The 22,060-nt window shown below is 51.5% G+C and carries 20 protein-coding genes; 2 read left to right on the top strand and 18 right to left on the bottom strand.

Translation table 11 applies throughout. The annotated features are described in order from the left end of the window. Positions 1-67 precede the first annotated feature (67 nt). The 6 genes from ychF to AC1VOR_RS12100 form a co-directional block, all read right to left on the bottom strand. Positions 68-1,168 carry a redox-regulated ATPase YchF gene (gene ychF, locus AC1VOR_RS12125; RefSeq protein ID WP_059050085.1) on the bottom strand — a complete coding sequence of 367 codons (1,101 nt, stop codon included), beginning with the start codon at positions 1,166-1,168 and terminating at the stop codon, positions 68-70. Between the two features lie 82 nt (positions 1,169-1,250). Then, on the bottom strand, positions 1,251-1,730 hold the full coding sequence (locus tag AC1VOR_RS12120; RefSeq protein ID WP_482618121.1) for a GNAT family N-acetyltransferase: 480 nt from the start codon (positions 1,728-1,730) through the stop codon (positions 1,251-1,253). A gap of 29 nt (positions 1,731-1,759) precedes the next feature. Further along, the gene (locus AC1VOR_RS12115) at positions 1,760-2,317 is read right to left on the bottom strand and encodes an ECF-type riboflavin transporter substrate-binding protein (protein ID WP_482618120.1); all 558 of its coding nucleotides are present in this window, start codon (positions 2,315-2,317) and stop codon (positions 1,760-1,762) included. 72 nt (positions 2,318-2,389) lie between these two features. Further along, positions 2,390-3,418: a type 2 isopentenyl-diphosphate Delta-isomerase gene (gene fni / locus AC1VOR_RS12110; protein ID WP_482618118.1), complete on the bottom strand. Its 1,029-nt coding sequence runs from the start codon at positions 3,416-3,418 to the stop codon at positions 2,390-2,392. A 15-nt stretch (positions 3,419-3,433) separates the two neighbouring features. Then, positions 3,434-4,942: a cardiolipin synthase gene (gene cls, locus AC1VOR_RS12105; protein WP_482618117.1), complete on the bottom strand. Its 1,509-nt coding sequence runs from the start codon at positions 4,940-4,942 to the stop codon at positions 3,434-3,436. 387 nt (positions 4,943-5,329) lie between these two features. Beyond that, positions 5,330-6,025 (bottom strand): TorD/DmsD family molecular chaperone, encoded by a 696-nt coding sequence (locus AC1VOR_RS12100; RefSeq protein WP_482618115.1) that lies wholly within the window; start codon positions 6,023-6,025, stop codon positions 5,330-5,332. Between the two features lie 416 nt (positions 6,026-6,441). Between AC1VOR_RS12100 and AC1VOR_RS12095 the strand changes: the two genes are divergently transcribed. After that, positions 6,442-7,659 (top strand): MFS transporter, encoded by a 1,218-nt coding sequence (locus AC1VOR_RS12095; RefSeq protein ID WP_482618113.1) that lies wholly within the window; start codon positions 6,442-6,444, stop codon positions 7,657-7,659. 106 nt (positions 7,660-7,765) lie between these two features. Here the strand turns inward: AC1VOR_RS12095 and AC1VOR_RS12090 are convergent, their stop codons facing one another. The 3 genes from AC1VOR_RS12090 to AC1VOR_RS12080 form a co-directional block, all read right to left on the bottom strand. Further along, positions 7,766-9,547, bottom strand: coding sequence for a glutamine--tRNA ligase/YqeY domain fusion protein (locus AC1VOR_RS12090; RefSeq protein ID WP_482618111.1), 1,782 nt, complete (start codon positions 9,545-9,547; stop codon positions 7,766-7,768). 101 nt (positions 9,548-9,648) lie between these two features. After that, the gene (locus AC1VOR_RS12085; protein ID WP_482618109.1) at positions 9,649-10,137 is read right to left on the bottom strand and encodes a GNAT family N-acetyltransferase; all 489 of its coding nucleotides are present in this window, start codon (positions 10,135-10,137) and stop codon (positions 9,649-9,651) included. 61 nt (positions 10,138-10,198) lie between these two features. Continuing rightward, positions 10,199-11,419, bottom strand: coding sequence for an MFS transporter (locus AC1VOR_RS12080; protein ID WP_482618107.1), 1,221 nt, complete (start codon positions 11,417-11,419; stop codon positions 10,199-10,201). A 215-nt stretch (positions 11,420-11,634) separates the two neighbouring features. Between AC1VOR_RS12080 and AC1VOR_RS12075 the strand changes: the two genes are divergently transcribed. Continuing rightward, positions 11,635-11,958: a hypothetical protein gene (locus AC1VOR_RS12075; protein ID WP_482618106.1), complete on the top strand. Its 324-nt coding sequence runs from the start codon at positions 11,635-11,637 to the stop codon at positions 11,956-11,958. Between the two features lie 134 nt (positions 11,959-12,092). On the opposite strand, the gene AC1VOR_RS12070 is transcribed toward AC1VOR_RS12075, so the two are convergent. The 9 genes from AC1VOR_RS12070 to AC1VOR_RS12030 all read right to left on the bottom strand — a co-directional run bounded on the left by AC1VOR_RS12070 (position 12,093) and on the right by AC1VOR_RS12030 (position 21,961). Then, a complete protein-coding gene (locus tag AC1VOR_RS12070) occupies positions 12,093-12,914 on the bottom strand; it encodes a formate/nitrite transporter family protein (protein WP_482618104.1) in 822 nt (273 codons plus the stop codon). A gap of 152 nt (positions 12,915-13,066) precedes the next feature. Continuing rightward, complete coding sequence (locus AC1VOR_RS12065) at positions 13,067-13,870, bottom strand: (2Fe-2S)-binding protein (protein ID WP_482618102.1); 804 nt, start codon at positions 13,868-13,870, stop codon at positions 13,067-13,069. A 36-nt stretch (positions 13,871-13,906) separates the two neighbouring features. Then, positions 13,907-14,767 (bottom strand): ABC transporter ATP-binding protein, encoded by an 861-nt coding sequence (locus tag AC1VOR_RS12060; protein ID WP_482618100.1) that lies wholly within the window; start codon positions 14,765-14,767, stop codon positions 13,907-13,909. A 231-nt stretch (positions 14,768-14,998) separates the two neighbouring features. Next, on the bottom strand, positions 14,999-15,934 hold the full coding sequence (locus AC1VOR_RS12055; RefSeq protein ID WP_482618098.1) for a M15 family metallopeptidase: 936 nt from the start codon (positions 15,932-15,934) through the stop codon (positions 14,999-15,001). A 211-nt stretch (positions 15,935-16,145) separates the two neighbouring features. Then, positions 16,146-17,594 (bottom strand): DEAD/DEAH box helicase, encoded by a 1,449-nt coding sequence (locus AC1VOR_RS12050; protein ID WP_482618322.1) that lies wholly within the window; start codon positions 17,592-17,594, stop codon positions 16,146-16,148. Positions 17,595-18,471: 877 nt separating this feature from the next. Further along, the gene (locus tag AC1VOR_RS12045; RefSeq protein WP_482618096.1) at positions 18,472-19,308 is read right to left on the bottom strand and encodes a uroporphyrinogen-III synthase; all 837 of its coding nucleotides are present in this window, start codon (positions 19,306-19,308) and stop codon (positions 18,472-18,474) included. Positions 19,309-19,366: 58 nt separating this feature from the next. Next, on the bottom strand, positions 19,367-20,617 hold the full coding sequence (locus tag AC1VOR_RS12040; RefSeq protein WP_482618094.1) for a methyl-accepting chemotaxis protein: 1,251 nt from the start codon (positions 20,615-20,617) through the stop codon (positions 19,367-19,369). Positions 20,618-20,765: 148 nt separating this feature from the next. Next, a complete protein-coding gene (locus tag AC1VOR_RS12035; RefSeq protein WP_482618093.1) occupies positions 20,766-21,590 on the bottom strand; it encodes a winged helix-turn-helix transcriptional regulator in 825 nt (274 codons plus the stop codon). Next, positions 21,572-21,961: a Fur family transcriptional regulator gene (locus tag AC1VOR_RS12030; RefSeq protein ID WP_059050105.1), complete on the bottom strand. Its 390-nt coding sequence runs from the start codon at positions 21,959-21,961 to the stop codon at positions 21,572-21,574. Before AC1VOR_RS12030 ends, AC1VOR_RS12035 begins: the two co-directional genes overlap by 19 nt. Positions 21,962-22,060: the final 99 nt, after the last annotated feature.

Below are 22,060 nucleotides of genomic sequence, written 5' to 3'. Positions count from 1 at the left end.
ATTTTACAGAAAAAACAAGAAATTTATTACCAATCATCGGACGAATGGAAATATCGCGACTTCCGAACTAGACGTTAAAACGGAAGTGCATGACATCGCCGTCCTGCACCACATACTCTTTGCCTTCAAGACGCAGTTGGCCACGCTCACGTGCTGCATTCATGGACCCGGCTGCCGCAAGATCCTCATAAGATACAACTTCAGCCCTAATGAAGCCACGTTCAAAGTCCGTGTGGATAACACCGGCTGCTCCCGGAGCTTTGGTTCCTCTGCGAATGGTCCAGGCGCGAACCTCCTGTACACCCGCCGTGAAATACGTATACAATCCAAGCAGACGGTAAGCAGCCTGGATCAAACGGTCCAGACCCGAAGCGCTAAGTCCCAGTTCTTCCAGAAACATCGCCTTGTCTTCGCCTTCAAGCTCAGCAATTTCCGCTTCCACCTTGGCGCTGATAGGTACAACCTCAGCCCCTTCGGCAGCAGCAAATTCCTTCACCTTCTGTACATACGGATTGTTATCAGCATCCGTCACGCCTTCTTCACTCACATTGGCCGCATACAAAATCGGCTTCAAGGTTAATAGATGCAAATCGCGTACGATTTGCTTCTCATCATCGGTCAGTTCCACGCTTCGCGCTGGCTGATCATTATACAAAGCGTCCTTGATCCGTTCGAGTACCTCAATTTCCTGTGCGTATTGCTTATTGCCGCCCTTCATATTTTTACGCGAGCGCTCAATCCGCTTCTCGACACTTTCCACATCAGCCAAGATCAATTCCAGGTTAATCGTCTGGATGTCGCTGATCGGATCGATATGTCCATCAACATGAGTAATGTTCTCGTCTTCGAAGCAACGAACCACATGGACGATTGCATCCACTTCGCGAATATGAGCCAAAAATTTGTTGCCCAGTCCTTCGCCCTTACTTGCCCCGCGTACCAAACCTGCGATATCAACAAATTCAAAAGCCGTGGGCACTGTACGGTTAGGCGTAACCAGTTCCGTCAGTTTATCAAGCCGTTCATCCGGTACCTCAACCACACCCACGTTAGGGTCAATCGTACAGAACGGGTAATTTGCGGATTCAGCCCCCGCCTGGGTTATCGCGTTAAACAGTGTAGACTTGCCCACGTTGGGAAGCCCAACTATTCCTGCTTTTAAAGCCATATGTTTGACAACTCCTATTCATGTAATTGCTCATTCTTCCTTCAACCATAGTAACGATACATCGAATATATTTCAAGGATACTTAGACATCATCCAGATATTTGCTCATGGTAATGTCTGTGATCACGTATCCCACCTTCTGGTACAAACGAAAAGCCCGTTCATTATGTCCGAACACATGCAAGGAGATCCGATCCAATCCCTGTGCGCGAACCTCGTGTTCTAACGCCTGCATCGTCGCCTGACCATAACCTTGGCCCTGAAAGGGATCATCGATTAGAATATCGTAAATAAATGCGTAGCGGGTGCCTTCCTTCTCCACTACATTGAACCACAGGTGTCCGATGGGCGTATCGCTATCTGCGACCCGTACCGTGAACAGATGCGCCCCTTGCGTATGCTGTTGATTCGGCAAATATTGCTCCATGGCTTCCCGGGCGAGTCTAAGGGCGTCTTCCTCCTTCCAGGTACCCGCTGTTACTTTATCTTCTGCGTAATCTTGTATGGAACGATCAAGAAATAATTGGTATTCCAATTCGTTCATGCGATTCAGCTTAACCATTCTGTCCCCTGCTTCCTGATTTGTCATATCTATTCTGGGCTCGACTGGATATGTCCACGATTGCGCTTGGCATAAGCCCAAACGGCGGGCAGACCTACAATCAGAAACACCCCCACATTAGCAACCCCGGCGCAAATGACCTGCTCTACGAGACTACCCAGCGGTTCCCTCAGCACCAAGGCATCAAATACCCCGGAGAACAGGAGTGACACGAAAATGCCCACTGTACCATAAAGGACAAACCGAATCAGGTGTCGCTTCTCCATCATTCCCTCATGCGCATCGAAGTCATTGTACAGGAAAATAAGCCCCATGAACGCTGCAGTCATCCCTGATCCCAGCGCCCATCCCCACCATACGGTTCCATCCATCATCAAGTCGTTCATTGCATGTCCCACAAACCCTGCAATAAAACCGACTACCGGGCCAAATAACGCCCCCAGTACGGACAGCAACGCAATTCCCGGTCTCAATTCAACGGTCGATGTAATGGGAATACCTATCCAGCTTGTCGCCCAATACAAGAGCGCTCCAAGCCCCGTAATGACCCATGTTCTCGAACTCCAGACCCACCATGAAGGTTTCATACTCATCCCTCCTTATAAACCACCCAAACCCTTTCACTGCGAGTTTGGACCAAATACGAACTTTGTCCACCGCTACTCTCTGCGGATCAGCCTTGACGTGTTCTTCAGCTCGCCAATGCTTCCAGCACCGATACCGAACATGGCTGTGCGTAGCTCCAACTCCACACGCTCCAGCAGCATGTCCAGCCTTTCCTCGGAGTGCACCGCAGGCTCCAGCAAGGCTCTGCCGAAACCGGCCAGATCCGCCCCCAAGGCCAGAGCCTTGGCTGCATCTACGCCTGTATTAAGCCCCCCGCTGCCAATTAATGCAGCATCCGGCAAAACCGCCCGCACTTCGCGAATACATTCAGCCGTAGGGATCCCCCAATCGGCAAAGGCCTCAGCCGCGGCCCGGCGAACGGCATCGCTACCGCGGAACTTCTCGACCTGGCTCCACGAGGTGCCTCCGGCTCCGGCAACATCGATAAAGGCCGCTCCCGCCTCACGCAGCCTTCTGGCCGTCACACCGTCAATGCCCCAGCCGACCTCTTTGATGCCTACGGGAATGGGCAACTCTCGGCACACACGCTCAATACGGCTCAACAGGCCGCTGAAGTTCGTATTCCCCTCCGGCTGGAACACCTCCTGCAAGCTATTCAGATGCAGGACCAGCATATCCGCACCGACAATCTCCACCGCCCGGCGGCAATCATCAGGCCCATATCCATAATTAAGCTGCACCGCCCCCAGATTAGCAATGATAGGGATGGATGGTGCTAACCGTCTGACGTTAAAGGTAGGCGCCAGGTCACCATGCTCAACAGCTGCTCGCACGGACCCGACGGCCAGCGTCCAACCGCGCCGCTCAGCGGCCTCCGCCAGCCTTGCATTAATCTCGCCTGCCAGCTTGCTGCCACCGGTCATGGAGCTGATCAGGAGTGGTGTTCGCAGAGAGGCTCCTAAGAATACGGTCTTCATATGGACTTCAGCGAAATCCAGCTCAGGCAATGCCTGATGACGAAATCGGTACTGCTCAAATCCGGAACGTATCCCCTCTGCATTGACCTGCTCCTCCAGGCAAAGCCTGATATGCTCCGCCTTGCGTTCGGATGTATGACTCATCTAAGCTTCCCTCCTCTATAACAGCGGGGACAGCAGCCGCGCTGCCGACTCCGCCACACGAACCATAAGCTTCTTCTTCATGAACTCATCCTTGTCGATCAGCTTCGTCGACAGCAAATCCCGTTCGAAATCCTTGACCATCTTCTCGATGCTATCGTCATGCACTAGCAGCACATTCACCTCAAAATTCAGATGGAAGCTCCGCATATCCATGTTTGCCGTTCCCACCGTGGCCATCTCTCCATCGACGATAAGAAGCTTGGAATGGAGAAACCCCTTCTCGTATTCATAAATTTTTACGCCTACCTCAAGTAATGAGGGGAAATAAGAATGTGAAGCCAGGAAAGGAAGACGCTTATCCGGTTTGGCTGGGAACAGAAGGCGGACGTCGATTCCCGCCAGCCCCGCCACTCGCAGTGCCGTCATAATATCCTCATCCGGAATGAAATACGGCGTGGCTAGCCATACCGATTTTTTGGCTGAAGTAATCATGGCGAAGAAGATATTTTTGAGAGTACGACTTTCATTATCAGGACCGCTAGGTACAATCTGCACAGCCCCGCTGCACCCCTGCTCCAATTCCGGCGACAAATAAGCCGGGTCCATAATCCTCTCACCCGTGACGTATTGCCAGTCCTGAAGAAAGATAATTTGCAATGAGCGAACCGCTTCACCCTTCACAAGCATATGCGTGTCCCGCCAGAATCCATAGGTCGTGCTGCGACTTAGATACTCATCGCCTACGTTAAGCCCACCAATAAGGCCGGTATTCCCATCAATCACCACAATTTTGCGGTGATTTCGGTAATTGACCCGGCTTGATAAGGCGAGAAAACGGACTTCCCCATAGATACCAATCTTGGCACCTGCCTCGCTCAGTTCGTTAATAAACGCCTTAGGCAATCCAATGCTGCCCACAGCATCAAACATAAAGCGAACCTCAACCCCGGCACGAGCCTTCGCAATCAGCGTCTTCTGAATCTCCCGGCCGATGTCGTCCGCACGGTAAATGTAATACTCCATATGGATATGATGTTTGGCCTTCTTCATCTCCCGAAGCAGCGTAGAGAAGGTCTCTTCTCCATTGGTAAGCACCTGCGTACGGCTAGCCATGGAGAAGGGCGTCCGCGCCAGCCGCTGGGATAGATGCAGCAACCGTTGCTGCCCCGGGCTGAACTGGGACAGATCGCGAGGCAATAATTTGCCACCCCGGTCAATTCGTTCATAACTTAAGCGGTCTTGCTCGGCTTTCTTATCAAATTTCCGCCGGCGGAAGTAATTTTGCCCCAGCAGGAAGTAAAGAACAAGCCCAACCCCCGGCAACAAAGCTAATACCATGATCCAGGCCAGTGTGCTGGAAGGATTGCGGTTCTCCATAAATATAGCCAAGCCGATAGTAATGACTGTAAGTGTCTGAAATATACTAAGCAGCGTCCCCCCGAACTTACCGAAGACGCCAAATCCAAGGAAGTAGAACGCAAATAGAACTAGGGCGATGATAATGATTTGTAGTCCTCGTCTCATTGTTGTCTCCTTTGTATGGTTTTCGCGAGAATAGCTTGTCTATATTCTACATGATCGATTGCGTTCTTCCTAGCTGGGTAGATGAAAAATGTCCAGGAATATGATGTCCCGCTTCCTCAATATATAGCCAAGCACAAAGAAGCTCCTCACGCTATGTTAAATCAGCATGAGAAGCTTTTTAAGTTCGAGTTCAAAAAGTCGGGTTTACAGGACCGAGAAGGTTGGATGAAGCCAGGGACTGAGTAGCGGAGCGTAGACAGATCTACGTGAGCAACGGAAGGCCCGGGTGAATTCAAGATTCGATGTCGAATCCACTCCTCGAACTGCTTCGTTCTGGAAAGACGACTTTTTAACTACCTCTTATAGAAAGAGGGAGAATATCGTTGATTACTGCTCTGCTTCCTGTTGGTTGTTCCGCCAGGTACAAAGTGCGTTCAAATCGGCTATCAGGAAGTCATCCATCAGTTCAGCCACCGCTACGTATAAGGGACTATTCGTCGCTTGCAACAGTTCTCTGGAGAAGAGACGAGCCCATCTTAGCAGATGCAATCTTAGAAAGCTGATTTGCGAATCAGCCAAAGCGAGGCAACTTTGTTGCAGATTAGCCTTCGCCAGCATCCCTTCGGCCAGTACGGCCATAAATTCCAGTTCAAGCGCAATATGATCATCGCGCTCTCCGTTCAGCTTGTTAAACACGATGCCATTGTCCGTGTAATTCTTGCTCACCTTGGCGATGCAGGCAAAGGCACTTACCCCTTCCAAACGGGAGCGATAAATGCTTTCACACGCCGGGACAACCGCTTCATGACCCGTGAACAGGCGGATATATTCTTCAGCTTCCTGATGACATACGCGGCGGAAGCCGTCTTCATCAATACTCTCCAGATACGCTTTGAGCTTACTCCAGCCTTCGCTACCCTCAATCCTATGGTTCAATCCCAGTTTGTGTCTCCACTGAGCGATCAGGGACATTCGCGGAGGACGGCTCAAGAAATCCATCAGCACATGATACACTAATCCGCGAGTTTCCAGCCACCTTACCTGCTCCTGTGTGTAGACCAAAGGTTTGAACAGCATAGCCATCTGAATTCATCTCCTTAATTTGTCGCGCTTCCTTGTTGCTTATTGCCTTAGGGTTAAAAAAAGATGACTTCCTTAAGTCCTGCCGGAAATCATCTTAGATGCATATACCGACACATGATTAAGGGGGATCACGTATCGCTTAACTGCATTATACCCTTAAATGTAAGCGCTTTAATGTGATCTTTGTTACAACTCATCCCTTAGTTCATTGTATCGCACAAGCGGCTGACATATACTTGAACAGTATGTGTCAGTCTTCACGTACAAACCTGTAAGGATACGGACATTTCCCGCAAGCAAACTGTAAATAATGGTAAATCAATTAAAACTTGGTTTGTATCCCTTTTCATCTGTGTGTTACATTGGGATCATAGTCACATGCGCAATTGTGACGAATCAGGACCGGATAGAAAGGAATGGCGCGTTTGCAGGATACAAAACGACATTCGTCCTTTTCGTTGATGCCGCTAGGGCTTCTTAACTTTTTCATATATGGCACTATGGTTATTTTTGCTGCCTTCTTCCAGCTCTATCTACAGGATATCGGTATGGACAAGCTGGAGATTGGCAGCCTGATGGCAATCGGCCCCTTAGTCTCCTTGCTGGCCCACCCCTTCTGGCGCCACTGGGGTGATCAACGGCAGAATCCTCGGGCCGTGCTGCTGGTAATGATGCTAGGTATGCTGCTGATGGGCCATCTCATGTTCAAGGCAACGACATTCTCGATGCTGTACCTGACGATTCTGTTGCTATATTTCTTCCAGAGCCCCATCCTGTCGCAAAGTAACACGCTGATATTGGGCTATACGGAGAATACGGAACGGAAATTTGGCCTCTACCGTCTCTTTGGTTCGTTAGGATGGACTCTGATTGCCTTGGCCGCCGGACCGATCATCGATTCGGTTGGACATCATGGAATCTCCTTGCTGTTCAGCAGCACGCTCATGCTGGCTATCGGCTCAACGCTACTCTTGCCATCCATTCGCCAAACACTCCACACCCCCTGGTTCGGGAAGAAGGAACTCGGGCAGGTGATGCAATATAAATATTTTGTCGCTTTTGTTATCTTCGGCACACTGGTAGCCATCCCGAACTTTATGAATAATATCTTCATGCCTTTATTTATTGTCGATTTGGGAGGGTCGCGCCTTGAGGTGGGGGGAGCTGTGTTCCTGTCCACTGCCTTTGAGATGCTGATTTTCCTTCTGATGAATCGATATCTAAAAAAGAAAATGACTGTGCTGATGGCCTGTATCACCATCGTCAGTATACTGTCAGCCGTGCGTTGGGATCTCATGTCAGAGGTCACCCGTCCAGGACAGGTGCTGTTTATTCAACTGCTTCATTCGGTCACGTTTGCCGGGTTCTTCTATGTAGGCACCCGGTTGATTGGCCTGTTCCTGCCAAGACCACTGCGCTCAGCCGGACAGGCTGCCTTTGCCTTTGCCGTGAGCGGTCTGGCCGGTATTTTTGCTGGTTTTTACGGCGGTTGGATGTTCCAGAACTTTGGAGCCGTCATCATGTACCGTTCAGGAGTTGCCTTGACACTGATTGGAGCGCTTGGTCTGGCAGCTATGTGGTATCGTATCCGACGCCACGGGTATTCCCCGGTCATCCTTCGAGGCGAACCATAGATCAATATACAATACAAATAGGGCCCTTCGTTCTCCATGCTATCTGGTGTCCAGCATAGCTTGAAGGCGAGGGGCCCTTTTATTGGTCTTTTAAATTCAGCTCGGTTTATTTAGGCAGTTGGAACGAGCTTTTGAGCGATACAATCCGGTTAAACACCAGATGCCCCGGCGCGGAATACTTGGTATCCACATTGAAATAACCGTGACGGAAGAATTGGAACTTATCCTGCGGCGCGGCATCCTTCATCCCAGGCTCTACAAAGCCTTGAGCAATGGTTAAGGAATTCGGATTAATCAGGTCAAGGAATGTCTTCTCCTCAACCGACTCTTCCAGATTCGCAGTTGCCGGGTCCAATTCATCCAGTAGACCTTCGGCGGCATCCAGCAAGCCTGCTGGTGATTCGTCCAGTGCTACTCCCTCAACCTCTTCCTCTTCCAGAATCAATGGCTCGAAGAGACGGAATTCTGCCGGTACCGCCTGGCTTGCTTCCACCCAGTGAATCGTTCCCTTTACTTTACGTCCGGTAAAGCCGCTACCACTCTTGGTTTCCGGGTCATAGGTGCAGTGAATTTCCACCACTTCGCCATGCTCGTCCTTGATAACCTCATTACACTTGATGAAATAAGCATGCTTCAAGCGCACCTCATTCCCCGGGAACAAGCGGAAATATTTATTTGGCGGGTTCTCCATGAAGTCTTCCCGCTCAATATAAATCTCGCGCGAGAAGGGAATTTGACGATTACCCATCTCCGGATTTTCACTATTGTTCTCGGCCTCCAACATTTCTGTTTGGCCTTCAGGGTAGTTGGTGATTACAACCTTAAGCGGATCAAGCACCGCCATCGTGCGCGGGGCCTTCATCTTCAAATCTTCGCGGATGAAATGCTCCAGCATCTTCACGTCAATACTACCGTACGCCTTGGAAATCCCGGTCTCATACACGAACGACCGGATTGCCTCTGGCGTGTAACCACGGCGACGCAATCCGGATATGGTTGGCATACGCGGATCGTCCCAGCCATCCACAATCTTCTCGTCCACCAGCTTTTTCAGCTTACGCTTGCTGGTCACCGTTTGAGTCAAATTGAGCCGTCCAAATTCATATTGATGAGAGACATTCGGCATCTCGGTCTCAGCGATAGCCCAGTCGTAGAACGGACGCTGATCTTCAAACTCCGTAGAGCAAAGCGAATGCGTCACGCCCTCAATGGCATCCTCCAGCGGATGGGCAAAGGTATACATCGGATAAATGCACCATTTGTCCCCGGTGTTATGATGGGACGTATGAACGATCCGGTAAATGACAGGGTCGCGCAAATTAATGTTCGGCGAAGCCATATCAATCTTGGCCCGAAGCACTTTTTCTCCGTTCTGGAATTCCCCTGCCCGCATCCGTTCAAACAAATCAAGATTCTCTTCAACAGAACGATCGCGGTAAGGACTGTTCTTGCCCGGCTCGGTTAACGTTCCGCGTAGCTCGCGAATTTGCTCGGCACTCAGGTCGTCCACATAAGCTTTGCCTTTGTTGATCAATACGGTAGCACGATGGTACATTTCTTCAAAATAATCGGAAGCGAAGCGAAGCTCTTCCCACTCGAAACCAAGCCACTTGACGTCTTCCTTGATCGAGTTAACGTATTCTACGTCCTCCTTGACCGGATTCGTATCGTCAAAGCGCAGATGGGTGCGGCCACCGAATTCATCGGCCAGCGCAAAGTTAATCCAGATCGCCTTGGCATGTCCCACATGCAAATAGCCATTCGGCTCCGGCGGAAAGCGGGTTACAACCGTCTTGACCTTCCCGCTCTTCAAATCTTCCGAAATGATGTTCTTAATGAAATTGGGAGGAGTAAATTTGTTCTCCACGGGTATCACCTTTCTATTCATAGAAGTTCAAACCTGCGTACAATAAATATTGGTTTATGCTTCCCCGATTTTTCTTCTTCTAAATATACCGATATATTTCCAATAGTTCAATGCCTGGCTGCCTATACTCTTCGCCACATCAGAACATCATCCACATACTGACCCTGAATAAGAAATTCCTCAATCAACCGTCCCTGCTCCGTAAACCCACAACTCTCGTAAAAGGCAATCGCCCCTGGGTTACTGGACAATACGCGGAGTGACAGCTTGCTTACATTCTGCATGGCCGCCCATTCAAGCAACGCGTTCATCAGAAGGCGACCCACACCCTGTCGCTGGTAAGCTGGATGAATAGCGATATTCAAATCAAGCACATGGCGATTACTGGGTAACGAGGTCGGGGACTTAAAGCCGATATATCCGCATATCTGTTCTCCCAGACAAGCTACAATCTGACTGCCGGGAGGACAGTTCTTCAAATAGTGCTCGCGCGAATTCCAGCTTAATACTTCAGCGGGCGTATTATGACGATCCCAAGTTAGCTTGTCGATGTCCATGAGCGCAGCCGCATCACGCATCTCTGACAATCGCGTACTGAATTCGTGCTTCATCCGATCAACCCCTTCTAATCTAACTTCAATAGATATCCGTACGGTCCCTTATGAACCCGGGTCAGGAAGTGAGGCTGACCGGTTGATCATCATCCCGGTTCATCACAGCATGAATCAGGAAGGACAACGCCGATAGCCCAGCAATGCCGACGGCCAGCCAGGCCACGGGAATCAGTCCATTCCAGTCAAATAGCATGCCCATCGCGTACGGTCCAACTACACGGCCTGCTGCCCCCATCCCGCCAACCACGCCAAGGTAAAATGGCGCCGCCTTGCCTGTCCGATCAGAGACAAAGGCCGGAATGGCCGGAGAGATCAACATTTCTCCAAAGGTCGCAAAGATCATCCCCGCGATCATGCTCGGGTAATTATGAAAACCAAGAATGGTGGCATAGCCCATCATATAGAATAAGGCACTGACCGTCATCTGCGCTTGAGCAGAGCCGGCAAACACCCGTTTCACCCACAGAATGAATGGTTGTCCCAAGAAGATCAATATCCCGTTTAATGTCCATAATATACTATAATTCCATTCTGGCATCCCCTGAGATATGGTAAACGGCGACACCCCGTTATTCCAGATACAGTTGCCAAGCCATAAGAAAAACGAACCGATCCCCATAAACAGATAAACGGGGTAACGGCGTAGCAATTTCTTAACGCTCTCGCCCTCAACGGTATTTTTGCGTTTTTGCACATGCAATTCGCCCTCGTCTTTTTGAACTTTGTTCAAATAAATCCAAAAGAAAACAGCAAATGCCGCCGAAGTCAGGCCGTTCAACACAAAGCTCAAATTATAGGAAATTTGCGCCAGGAAGCCACTCATGGCCGTCCCCAGAGCAACGCCGATATTGTTGGCAACATAGATCACGTTGAATAGTTCTCCGCGACGCTCGGCAAAGCGAAAGCCGATAAATGCCTGAATGGCCGGCATCGATGTCGCATTAAAGAAACCTACCAGCAGCATCAGCAGCATGAAGAGATGCCAATGACCGCTTCCATAAGGCAGGAGCAACAGAAACAGCGCATTGAAGCCGATACCGCCCACAATCAAGCGCTTCACGCCCAAGCGGTGGTAGAGTGCGCCTCCCAGCAATTGTCCGGCAATCCCCCCAACGGACATGACCAAAATAACCAGACCTGCGTCTGTAACGGTTCGGCCGAGTACCTTAAATACAAACATCGTCACCAAAGGCCACATTAATGAGCCCCCGGCCGAGCTAATCAAGCTGGCAACCAGAAAAATTTTGACTTCACGTGGATAGGATTGCAGCCATTTCATGTTATCCACTCCCTTCTGCATCAACCTCAGTGTATCCGTGTATAAGAAACAGATTAGAATAGTATCGCTTAAAACGACAGAGCAGGCAAGTACATTCATCGCCAGGAACGCATGTGACTACGGTGCCATGACGTTAGTTCCTGTTACCATACAGTTATAACATGCTAAGGTAGATATTAAATAATGAACTGAAATATTGGAGGTTGAAAGCTGGCATGGAGTATATTGGAATTGTAGCTATACTACTCGTTGTTGTGCTGTGGATTCGTTTATCTAGTTTGGAAAGCAAGTTGAATTCGCTCAAAGAGGAATTAAGCCCGCTGAAGTGGCAATCGGGCACTACCGCAAATGCATCATATGCGCCCTCATCTATAGCTACAGCTCTCAACCCCGATCTGGAGCAAAAGCTTCATGCCCTTATTATGGAGAATCAAACCATTAGGGCTATCAAAGAGGTTAGGATAGCCACCGGTATGTCGCTAATTGAAGCCAAAACCTACGTGGAAAACCTGGAACAGAAGTATCGGTCTACGCGATAATCAAATTATTTTCCGGCTTCCAAGAGCCTTCCTTACGAGACAAACAGCGCAAGCTTCCCCGCCAAAATAGGCCGTAGAGCTTGCGCTGTTTGTGCAAGTATTGATTCGCTTGTCTTGTTGTCCGAACAGGGATGCTATTTGCTAATAGAGGTCGAATCCGCAGACTGTCCAGCAGCCGGCGCATGTCCCTTATCTTTCAGGTAAGAAGCCCAATATGCTCCCGCTACAAAGATCGCTCCTCCAGTCAGGTTGCCCAGCCATACCGGAACGAAATTACGGAAGTAATCGCCCCAGGAATAATAGCCTTCAAAGATTGCCGCAGGAATCAAGAACATATTGGCCACGACGTGCTGGAAGCCAATAGCTACGAAGGCCATCGTCGGGAACCAGATGCCCATGATTTTCCCACTCATATTATCAGCCCCATAAGACAGCCATACGGCTAAAGCAACCAGCCAGTTACATCCGATCCCGGAAATAAAGGCTTGCAGGAAACCATCATCCAGCTTATGAGCCACCATATCGACCAATTTCTCCAGGTAAGGTCCTTCTGCGGTCAAGCCAACAACATGGCCGAAGAAATAAGCAACGAACAAAGCACCTGCGAAGTTACTGAGTGTGATAAGCACCAGGTTCTTGAACATTTCTAGGGTCGTAATCCGTTTCGCCATCCGGGCAAGCGGCACAGCCATCATATTGCCCGTCAGCAGTTCTCCTCCTGCCAATAGAACAAGTACCAACCCAACCGGGAACACCGCTGCCCCCACAAAGTTGGCCATACTCCCCCACTCTGCCGGGGTATTGCTGATAACGCGAATATCAAGCAAAAAGCCGAGGGCAATAAATGCTCCACCCAGAAAGCCGAGAATCAGCACGGTCAATAGCGGGTTATGCGCCTTCTTGATTCCGTTCTCTACGGTAATTTCAGCAATTTGCGCAGGTTTATAATACGCCATGATCCAATCTCCTTTATCCATTTAAAAGTTTCGTTTCTTTCAGTCCAATCTATTGTAGCCCGCCAGTTTTTCTGGATAAGTAACATAAATCACAATCTCGGCCAAGAAAGCATTGGCAGAAAAAAAGCGCTGCTCCCACAGGAACTGCGCGTTTACGTCGCTTTGGCTGCTGCTAATCTCTCGACAATGCTCTGACGCTTGGTCTCACGCTCCGACTTCGTTAGCTTCGGACAGCCATAGCAATACCCATGATCTCCTTCGGTCCGGTAGGCAAGACAGCATGTCGGCTTCATCGTTGTCTTCTCTCCTGGCCGGTAAGGATCATCCAGCTTGATCTCTTTAATGAGATATGGATTTCGTTTCAGACCAAAGCTCGCCCCTGGCAATTGCTTGCTAAGCTCGTATTTGGCCAGTAATCGGGCACGCTGCTCAGCACTCTCTAGCCGTTCGGAGAGCGCATGGACATAATACCGCACCCCCAGGGGCAGTTGCCCCCATAGCTGGGTCACTGGTAAGCCTGAGACAGCAGCAAGCTGATCCAGGACGGGCCGCAAGACTTCACTGTAGAAGCCTGTAAGCTCAAGCTCCTCCGCTCCCTGATGCTCCTGCAGCGGCCAAGGCTCACCGGATTCAGCATTCATAACATAATACACCCACGGGAACTGGTTCACCATAACCATTTGAACTGTAAGCTGGTCCAGCGAGAACCTGAACTTGCCGGGAGCTACTGCAAGTGCATAGTGCAGCGCCGCGCACACCACCCGCCAACTGGAAGCAAAATACGATGCCGCGACTTGCAAGTCCCGACCCTTGATCTGCTGACGATAGATTTCCAGAAAAGCAGCAAGCTGCTCACGATCCAGCAAATCAGCGGCCGGAATGGTGAACAGCGCATCTGTACGTTCCTTCATTACGATTCCTAGTTGTTGCTCCAGCATCTGAGCCTCAACCTGCATAATATTCCCTCCTGCCGCTGATCGCGAACTGCCAAATCATTGAGATGAGGCCGCCACTGGCGGCATCTCTGGACCATCGTTGTTACTCTTGCGCACCTTGCCCCCTGTAGCCGCACGGTACAACTCATAAGGAAGACACAGCGGCACACCGCTGCGTGGGTCAGTCACGATATCCGCCTCGATACCGAACACATCCCGCAACACAGGAGAAGTAACGACCTCCTCCGGAGTTCCCGAAGCGACGGCCTGCCCCTGCTTAATGGCAATCATATAATGAGCATAGCGGGCCGCATGGTTCAAATCATGCACCACCATCACGATGGTACGGCCGGAATCGGCATTTAATTCTTCCAACAGTTGCAGAACCTCCAACTGATGCGCCATATCCAGGAAGGTTGTTGGCTCGTCAAGGAACAGGATGCTCGTCTCCTGCGCCAACGCCATCGCGATCCAGGCCCGTTGCCGTTGCCCACCGGATAGCTGCTCCAGAGCACGGTCACTAAACTCTTCCATGCGAGTAGCTTCAATCGCCCATTCTACCACTTGGCGATCTTCAGCCTTCAAGCCCCCAAATCCTTTCTGATGAGGAAATCGGCCATAGGACACCAGCTCATAGACCGTCAATCCCTCCGGAGCCGTAGGGTTCTGAGGAAGAATCGCCAGTTGCTTGGCAACCTCCCTTGTCGACTGCTTATGAATTGATTTCCCATTAAGCAGCACGCTGCCTGATTTGGGATTCAGAATCCGGGCCATCGTCTTCAGCACCGTTGATTTCCCGGAGCCATTGGCTCCTACCAGTGCAGTAATTTTTCCTTGCGGGATAGAAATATTTAAATCCTTAACAATCAGACGATCTTCATAAGCAATATCTAAATGGGAAGTTTTTAAGGAACCCATACCACTCTTCCTTTCCGTAATACGGCTATACAGCTAATAATCGACTCAAGTGCAATCTATTTTTCATCTACAACTAAAGATACTGATAATCATTATCAGATGTCAACCGTTAATTTGCCGGATGCAAGACCTTGTTCCCATGGGATAAAAAAGAAAGGAAGGCCGTTGGCATCTGCCAAGCCTTCCTTTCCCACTGCTGCTATTAGGATGTCTACACGCGTTCCGCAGAGATTAAGGCTGTCCGGACACTGGAACTGCCTCGTAATACTCTTCCAACGTAATGTCACGTTCACCGATATCGGTAGAAATTTCCTTGCCTACGTAGCGAAGATGCCACGGCTCATATTTATAACCAGTAATGCTCTCTTTGCCCTCAGGATAACGAATGATAAAGCCGTAATCTACCGCATGATCGGCAAGCCAAGCCGCTTCTTTGGTATCACCGAAGCAGCTTTCCGCTGCACACTTGCCATCGCTGCCCGAAACGTCGATGGCCAGCCCGGTCTCATGCTCACTGTGACCAGGCACGGCGCTATAGGTCTTCGCCAGTTCTTCCCCATCCTTGGCCACGTAACGGTTGAACAATGCGGTCTGTGTCTTGTGGGAACGATAGGCTGATACTCCGGCCAAATAAATGCCGTCCTTCTCCGCTCCGGCAAACAGCTCCTCAAGTGCTGCTGCAGCTTCCTTGCGCATCATACGCTTCTCGATCTGCTCCTTGAACGTAAAGCGCACATCTGGATAGACCAGATCCTTCGGCTCATAATCCTCCGGCAACGCCAATTGCTTGTTAATCAGCACGGCAACGCTCTGTGGGTCGGCCGCTGCCGCTTGATCGGGGCCTGCATGATTACCGGCATTGCCTCCGTCCCCGGGACTATCCTGCCCTGGGTTTTGCACCCCAGCACCGTCCGGATTTGTCTCCTCTTCCCCAGCGTCATCCGGAGCCTCGGCATGATCTCCGTCGTCGGTTCCCGTCTGTTCGGGATCTGCCTGGTCATTAACATTCTCCTGTGTTGCTTGATTCTCACCGGATACATTAGCCCCATTCTCATTCGGTGTCGGCGGTAATTCAGCTTGCTTATCACCACAACCTGCAATCCATATCACGGTAAGGAGCATCAGCACGACCACTGCAGCGAACGTACTCTTCTTCCTGCTATGCATTTCTCGTTCCTCCCTGATCGCTCGCCCCTATCCCTCGGCCAGGGGTGACCGGTTCTTGTTGTGCTTTACATCCCTTAGACGACGATCGCCGTCCAGGATGTTGCATGGTAAAATGCGGGAGCGTATGCTCCGGCCCCTGCGGGCTGGCCCCCAGGCCAGCAACGTCAGGCCCAAGGCTCACGCTCCCGCAGGGCAACTGCGCTGCGCCGGGTTATCTTCCCCGGCGCCCGCGTCCACCGCCGCCGTCATCACGGCCACGACGGCTTTGCCCTTGCGAGCGCGAGGCGCCCCCGGCGGAGCCGCGCTGAGCGCGCGCATCCTCGCCGCGGCGGCTGTTCCCGCCGCGGCCTCCCTTGGCTGGCGCTCCAGCGGCGCCAGCCGAGCGGCCACGCCCGCCGGCGGCATCGCCACTGCGGCCGCTTTGACGCTTCGCGCGGCCGCGTTGCTCATCGCGGCCGCTGCGGCGCGGCTTGCCCCCATCTGTGCCGCCGTCTTCGCCTCGGCCGGCGGTCGCCCGCCGCTCAGCGCCATCGCCTGCGCCCGGCTTCCCAACTTGCAGGCGCTCCAGCTTGCGGCCGATGCCCCGCTCGATCAGGCGCAGCTCCTCAACATCCTTCGGCGCTGCAAACGTCGCCGCCACGCCGCTTTCTCCCGCGCGGCCCGTCCGCCCGATGCGATGAATGTAGCTGTCCACATCGTGCGGAATATCGTAATTGAACACGTGGGTGACACCTTCCACGTCAATCCCGCGCGCCGCCACATCCGTGGCTACCAGCAGTTCCAGCTTCGCGTCGCGGAAGGCGCGCATCACCTGCTCGCGCTTCGCCTGCGACAAGTCACCGTGCAGCTCGGCCGACTTGAATCCCTCGCTTTGAAGTGCTTCGTTCAGCGTGCTGGCGCGGCGCTTCGTCCGGCAAAAAATCACTGCCAGATAAGGACGGTCCCGGCGAATCATCTCCAGTAACGCCGCTTGCTTGGTGCGATCCGTACATTCCACCAAGACTTGGCGGATGCTGTCCAACGTTACCCGCGCTGTTTCCCTTATACGGATGTCACGCGGCTGCTTCATATAAGCTCGTGCCAGCCGTTTCACATTGTCTGGCATCGTCGCCGAGAACAACATCGTCTGCCGACTGCGCGGAACGAGTGAAATAATTTCTTCCACTTCCTTCAGGAAGCCCATATGAAGCATCAGATCCGCTTCATCCAGCACCAACATGCGGACCGAGCCCAGCGTCAGCGAGCCCCGGCGCAAATGGTCCAGCAGTCGGCCCGGCGTGCCGATGACCAATTGCGTTCCATTCTTCAGCTTGCGAAGTTGGCGCTCCACATCCTGACCGCCGTAAGCAGCCAGAACAGACAACCCTTCAAGGGCCCCCGCCAGCTTACGAGCCTCTGCTGTAATCTGAATTGCCAGTTCGCGCGTCGGCGTAATAATTAGCGCCTGGGCATCAGCCCGGTCGGGACGGATCTTCTCCAGAATGGGAAGCAAAAATGCAAGTGTCTTGCCTGTCCCAGTTTGCGCCTGTACAATTACATCTTCTCCGGATAGCAGCACCGGAATCGATGCCTCCTGAACCGGAGTTGGCGTCGTAATGCCTTGCCCTTGCAGCTTACCCAATACGGCTGGCGACAGACCCATGTTCTCAAAAGTTGTCAACAAGTTCACCTCAACCTATCTCAATTCGTGTTTGTCCACTCAATATTATTATTAAGGAAATGGCCCTCTTATTGTAACAGAACCCCTCCAAGTTTCAAAAGAATTACGGCTCACCCAGGGGCAATCAGTTACGGATGGATGCATAATTTGAGATTTGAAAGAGTTCTGGAAGTTCTCTGGACCAGCGCACGCCTTCAACCAGACTTGCCCGACTTCCTTAACTTTCTAGACTGTCCCAAAAGTTAAGTTGCAGCTCACAAGTACAGTCCCCGGAGTGCCTTCTTCAAAACGCTGAACTGGGATAGACTTTAGTTATAGGCTTTCAATATAACCTTCGAATATAACCTTTTAAGAATAAACCCTCTGAGGAGAAACTTTTGAAGATAGGTTTTCAAAAAAGAATCTTTCGAGGAAAGTAGCGGAGCGCACGTTTACGTTTAGAACAGCAGTGAATCCCTTATTTAACAGGAAATCCTCCAGTTAAATTCTATTTATTTCACCATTAGAGGTAATTATCAGGAATTCCTCCATATAATTTTGCCCAAAACACTACAAATGGGCCAAATACAAAGATTTATATGGAGGTTTTCCATCTAAATATGAGATAACAGCGAATTTACGTAAATTAGCGGGAGGATTTCCCGTTAATTCAAAAACTAGTCCAAACCCACAGATTAGTGGGACTATTTTCCACCCAAGTGCAAAAAACCTTCAGGGTTAGTTCACTAGGTTAAAGCACATGGTCAGGGTGCAAGTGAGGTATCGTTCAAGGGAGTACCCCGCGAGGGGGTACAGCGCAAGGCTGCAAGGCCAAGAAAGAATCCCGCTCCCGCCAGCAAATAAACTCCAGGTCCCCCTCAGGGTTTTCAAACATACCCTAGTCTGCCGTGCGCATGAGCGGCTGAGCTTCTCCCGCATAATAACGGGCCAGTTCCACCATCATGCTGCCCATGCGTTCCTCTTTGGGCGCAAGGACTCGCGGCACTCCTGCTTCATAGAGACCCATGGCCGTGATCCGCCCCACCGCCACGGGCAGAACCGGCCCCTCAAGGGCAGCCAGCAGTTCGTTCAGTTGACCTTGCTTCTCGGCGTGTTCCATAAGAAAACGCACCTGCGGGGCGCTGGTGAACGTAACCGCATCCACCTGTCCACCGAGAAGATCCGAGAGCAGCCGCGCCAATTGCTCGTCCGCTGGAGCAATATGACGGTAAGGTAAAATTTGCCGGCACACCGCTCCCTGCTCCTCCAGCCAGGCCACCAGCCGCGGAGCGGGATCGCCATGCAATTGGAGCAGAACTTCCTGACCCTGCAACTGGTGCTCGGCTAAGCCACGAATCAAGCCTTCCGTACTGCCGTCATCGTCGCGAACAATGGGAATCAGTTGCCGTTTCTTCAAGGCATTCACGGTCTTATACCCCCGCGCTGCAATAGAGCAGGACCGCAAATGGTCCCCGAGTTGCTCAGCAATCCCCATATTCTCAGCCATACTGAATATCGCTTCCAGCCCCATGCCTGTCGTAAAAATCGACCAGTCCAGGGGATGCTGAATCCAATGAACAAGCCCGCTGCGCAAATCCTCATCATCCAGCAGCACCGTTCCTTGTGCAGGCCGGTACAGCGGAATACCGCCCATATTCTCCACCAGCTTGCCCAATTCTTCCGCCCGGCGCGGACCTGTGAGTGCAATTCTTTTTCCTTCCAGTCTCCGTGCCATATCGTGCCTCCTAAGCAAGGTATCGTCCACCTTATTATATGTAACCCACCTTATCCCCCTATGATTGGTGAACCTTGAATTTGCTGGCCAATTGCTGCAAATCTGCGGCCATGCGAGACAGGTCTGTAGAGGAAGAAGCTATTTCCTCTATAGAAGCAAGCTGCTCCTCGGCGGCTGCCGAAATCGTCTGTGTGTTGCCAGCCGTTTCTTCCGATATGGAACGAATGTCCTTGATCGACTCCGTAACTTTACCGGCCCCAACAGCCAGTTCGGCAGCAGCCTTGGCCACGTCCTCCATCTTCACTGCAGCGCCGCGAACGGCCTTGCGAATTCGGGAGAACGAGCGTCCTGACGTATCGACAGCCAGGATGCCGTCATAAACGCCTTGCTTGGCTTCCTCCATCGAAGCGACAGCCCGCTGCATCTCCGTCTGAATGCCTTCCACCAGGTCGGCGATTTGCTGAGCGGACTGCTCGGAGCCTTCAGCCAGCTTGCGTACTTCGGAGGCCACAACGGCAAAGCCCCGGCCTTCTTCACCTGCTCTGGCAGCTTCAATGGAAGCATTCAAAGCGAGTAGATTTGTCTGCTGAGCAATCCCTGTAATGACTTCAACAATATTCCCAATGTTGTCGGTATGCTCGCCCAGCGTTTGAATAACGGTACCCAATTGATCCACTGTTTGTTGAATGTGCTCGATCTTCTCCACTACGCTAAGCACCGAGCTGTTACCTTCTTCAGCTACCCCTGTCGTTTGTTCCATCGTCTCGGTCACTGCTCTAATCTGCTCTGACATCGTCACGACCTGACGCGACATGTCTTCCACACCGCCCGCACCATTCTCTACCCGCTGCAACTGCTGGTCACTGCCCGTAGCCATTTCCTGAATGGCTACCGTCACATGCTCAATCGCTTTCGTGGTTTGACCCGCTCCGGCAGAGAGCTGCCCGGCCGATAGCGTAACCTGATTCGTTGTATTCTGGACGCTTGTGATCATGTCATGAAGGTTGTCCACCATACGCTGTACCTGATTGGCCAACGTTCCGATCTCATCTCTGCGCTGTAAATAATCCACCCGTCTTGTCAAATCGCCTTCACTAATCTTCTTTGTCGTCTCGCCTAACCGATCCAGCGGCACAACCACCAACCAAATATTCACCGATGCCGCTACTACGGCAAGTACGATGGATATTCCAGCAATCAGGAACCAGGTTCCTCCCACTTCGCCGTTCAGCAGCAAATCCAAGATGCATGGAATAAGAGCGGCAATAACCGTTGTTGATAATAGAGACAGCCTTACACGCTTTTTCATCGTCTTCTGATCCCTTCTCTATTAGAAATATTTAGTAGGTCTATCTTCCTAATTATACTCGTTCCTTCTCTGGTTTGAAATATGCAAAACAGCCGCCCTCCCTAAAGGAAAAGCGGCTGTGTATCTAGCCAAACTGCTCTTCGATAATTTAATCGGCCAGTCGATATCCGACGCCCCGAACGGTAGTAATGTACATCGGTCGTGCCGCATTGTCCCCCAGCTTCTTGCGCAAGCTCTTAATATGCACGTCAACCACATTGCTTCCGCCAAGGAAGGATGTTCCCCATACCTCTGCGAGTAGCTCTTCCCGGGAGAGGACAGCCCCTTCTTGCTCCAACAGCTTCACCAGGAGCTCGTATTCCGTCTTCGTGAGCTCAATTCGGGCACCACTCCGGTAGACAGACATCTTCTTCCGGTCTACCCACAGGTCCTTATAGATCGCCGGGGAGGTGCCGGGGAGAAGTTGTGAAGCGACTGGCCGCGGGCGAGTTCCATGCGCCCGTATAATCCGCTGGACATGATACACCGCTTCCTTCGGGCGAGCAGGCCAGACCAGCAACTCCTGATTGGTCAGTCCTTGGCCCAAGGAGGATAACATCTTCTCGTGAACTAACAACAACGAGGGAATTCCACCCGTCTCTTGCTCTGTTAAGGACGCCAACGTCTCGATCTCTTCGCCCTCCCGGCAGGAGGTCACGTCAAAGATCAATAGGTCGGCGTGCAGCGAGTTGCGCAGGCCTTGTTCCCAGTGATGGAACACCAGTACATCGAAGCACTCCTCCGACAAGTCCCGGACAAGTTCATGTACGTCCCGAGGGAACGGGCTGATGAGAATGACCCGTTGGGTAATCGGACAAGCCATTCTTCCTTCTGTCTGCTCTTCTTCCGGGGATGCTATATCCGTAGCGGAGGAAATCCCGCGAGATGCGGCCTCGTTAACCAGGTTGCGAGATGTCATCTCTTCTGCTGACATGCCGGGCACACCCCCCCGAATACGACATGGGCATGATGAACTTCATACCCGGTTTCTTTAGCAACGGTACTGCTCCATTCCGGCGGCAAGCCACTCATTACCTCATCCACCCGTCCGCACACCTCGCACAGGATATGCTGATGGTCATCCAGCTTCGCGTCATAACGGCTGGCGGCTTCCCCCAGCTTGAGCTCGCGAATCATTTCTTTATCCGTTAAATAACGCAGCGAATTATACACCGTTCCGTAGGCAAAATTATAACCCTTCTCCACCAGACGGTTCATCACTTCCGCGGCGGTCGGATGGTCATTCGCATTGCGAACTACATCGTACACGGCTTGACGCTGGGTCGTAAGATTTAATGATTTCATATATGATCATATCCTTGTTTTTTTTTAGAATTAGTATAAGTCTTATTTTAGAGTAAGTCAACGGAACTGCCTGGGGTCGGATGGTCAACTAGCATTTGG

The organism is Paenibacillus sp. 1SOY10, assembly GCF_056836745.1.
This window is presented reverse-complemented; position numbering and strand designations above follow the sequence as displayed.

Coding starts and splice junctions, on each gene's coding strand:
- ychF (WP_059050085.1), bottom strand. CDS start 1,168: ATGGCTTTAAAAGCAGGAATAGTTGGGCTTCCCAACGTGGGCAAGTCT.
- AC1VOR_RS12120 (WP_482618121.1), bottom strand. CDS start 1,730: ATGGTTAAGCTGAATCGCATGAACGAATTGGAATACCAATTATTTCTT.
- AC1VOR_RS12115 (WP_482618120.1), bottom strand. CDS start 2,317: ATGAAACCTTCATGGTGGGTCTGGAGTTCGAGAACATGGGTCATTACG.
- fni (WP_482618118.1), bottom strand. CDS start 3,418: ATGAGTCATACATCCGAACGCAAGGCGGAGCATATCAGGCTTTGCCTG.
- cls (WP_482618117.1), bottom strand. CDS start 4,942: ATGAGACGAGGACTACAAATCATTATCATCGCCCTAGTTCTATTTGCG.
- AC1VOR_RS12100 (WP_482618115.1), bottom strand. CDS start 6,025: ATGGCTATGCTGTTCAAACCTTTGGTCTACACACAGGAGCAGGTAAGG.
- AC1VOR_RS12095 (WP_482618113.1), top strand. CDS start 6,442: ATGGCGCGTTTGCAGGATACAAAACGACATTCGTCCTTTTCGTTGATG.
- AC1VOR_RS12090 (WP_482618111.1), bottom strand. CDS start 9,547: ATGAATAGAAAGGTGATACCCGTGGAGAACAAATTTACTCCTCCCAAT.
- AC1VOR_RS12085 (WP_482618109.1), bottom strand. CDS start 10,137: ATGAAGCACGAATTCAGTACGCGATTGTCAGAGATGCGTGATGCGGCT.
- AC1VOR_RS12080 (WP_482618107.1), bottom strand. CDS start 11,419: ATGAAATGGCTGCAATCCTATCCACGTGAAGTCAAAATTTTTCTGGTT.
- AC1VOR_RS12075 (WP_482618106.1), top strand. CDS start 11,635: ATGGAGTATATTGGAATTGTAGCTATACTACTCGTTGTTGTGCTGTGG.
- AC1VOR_RS12070 (WP_482618104.1), bottom strand. CDS start 12,914: ATGGCGTATTATAAACCTGCGCAAATTGCTGAAATTACCGTAGAGAAC.
- AC1VOR_RS12065 (WP_482618102.1), bottom strand. CDS start 13,870: ATGCAGGTTGAGGCTCAGATGCTGGAGCAACAACTAGGAATCGTAATG.
- AC1VOR_RS12060 (WP_482618100.1), bottom strand. CDS start 14,767: ATGGGTTCCTTAAAAACTTCCCATTTAGATATTGCTTATGAAGATCGT.
- AC1VOR_RS12055 (WP_482618098.1), bottom strand. CDS start 15,934: ATGCATAGCAGGAAGAAGAGTACGTTCGCTGCAGTGGTCGTGCTGATG.
- AC1VOR_RS12045 (WP_482618096.1), bottom strand. CDS start 19,308: ATGGCACGGAGACTGGAAGGAAAAAGAATTGCACTCACAGGTCCGCGC.
- AC1VOR_RS12040 (WP_482618094.1), bottom strand. CDS start 20,617: ATGAAAAAGCGTGTAAGGCTGTCTCTATTATCAACAACGGTTATTGCC.
- AC1VOR_RS12035 (WP_482618093.1), bottom strand. CDS start 21,590: ATGTCAGCAGAAGAGATGACATCTCGCAACCTGGTTAACGAGGCCGCA.
- AC1VOR_RS12030 (WP_059050105.1), bottom strand. CDS start 21,961: ATGAAATCATTAAATCTTACGACCCAGCGTCAAGCCGTGTACGATGTA.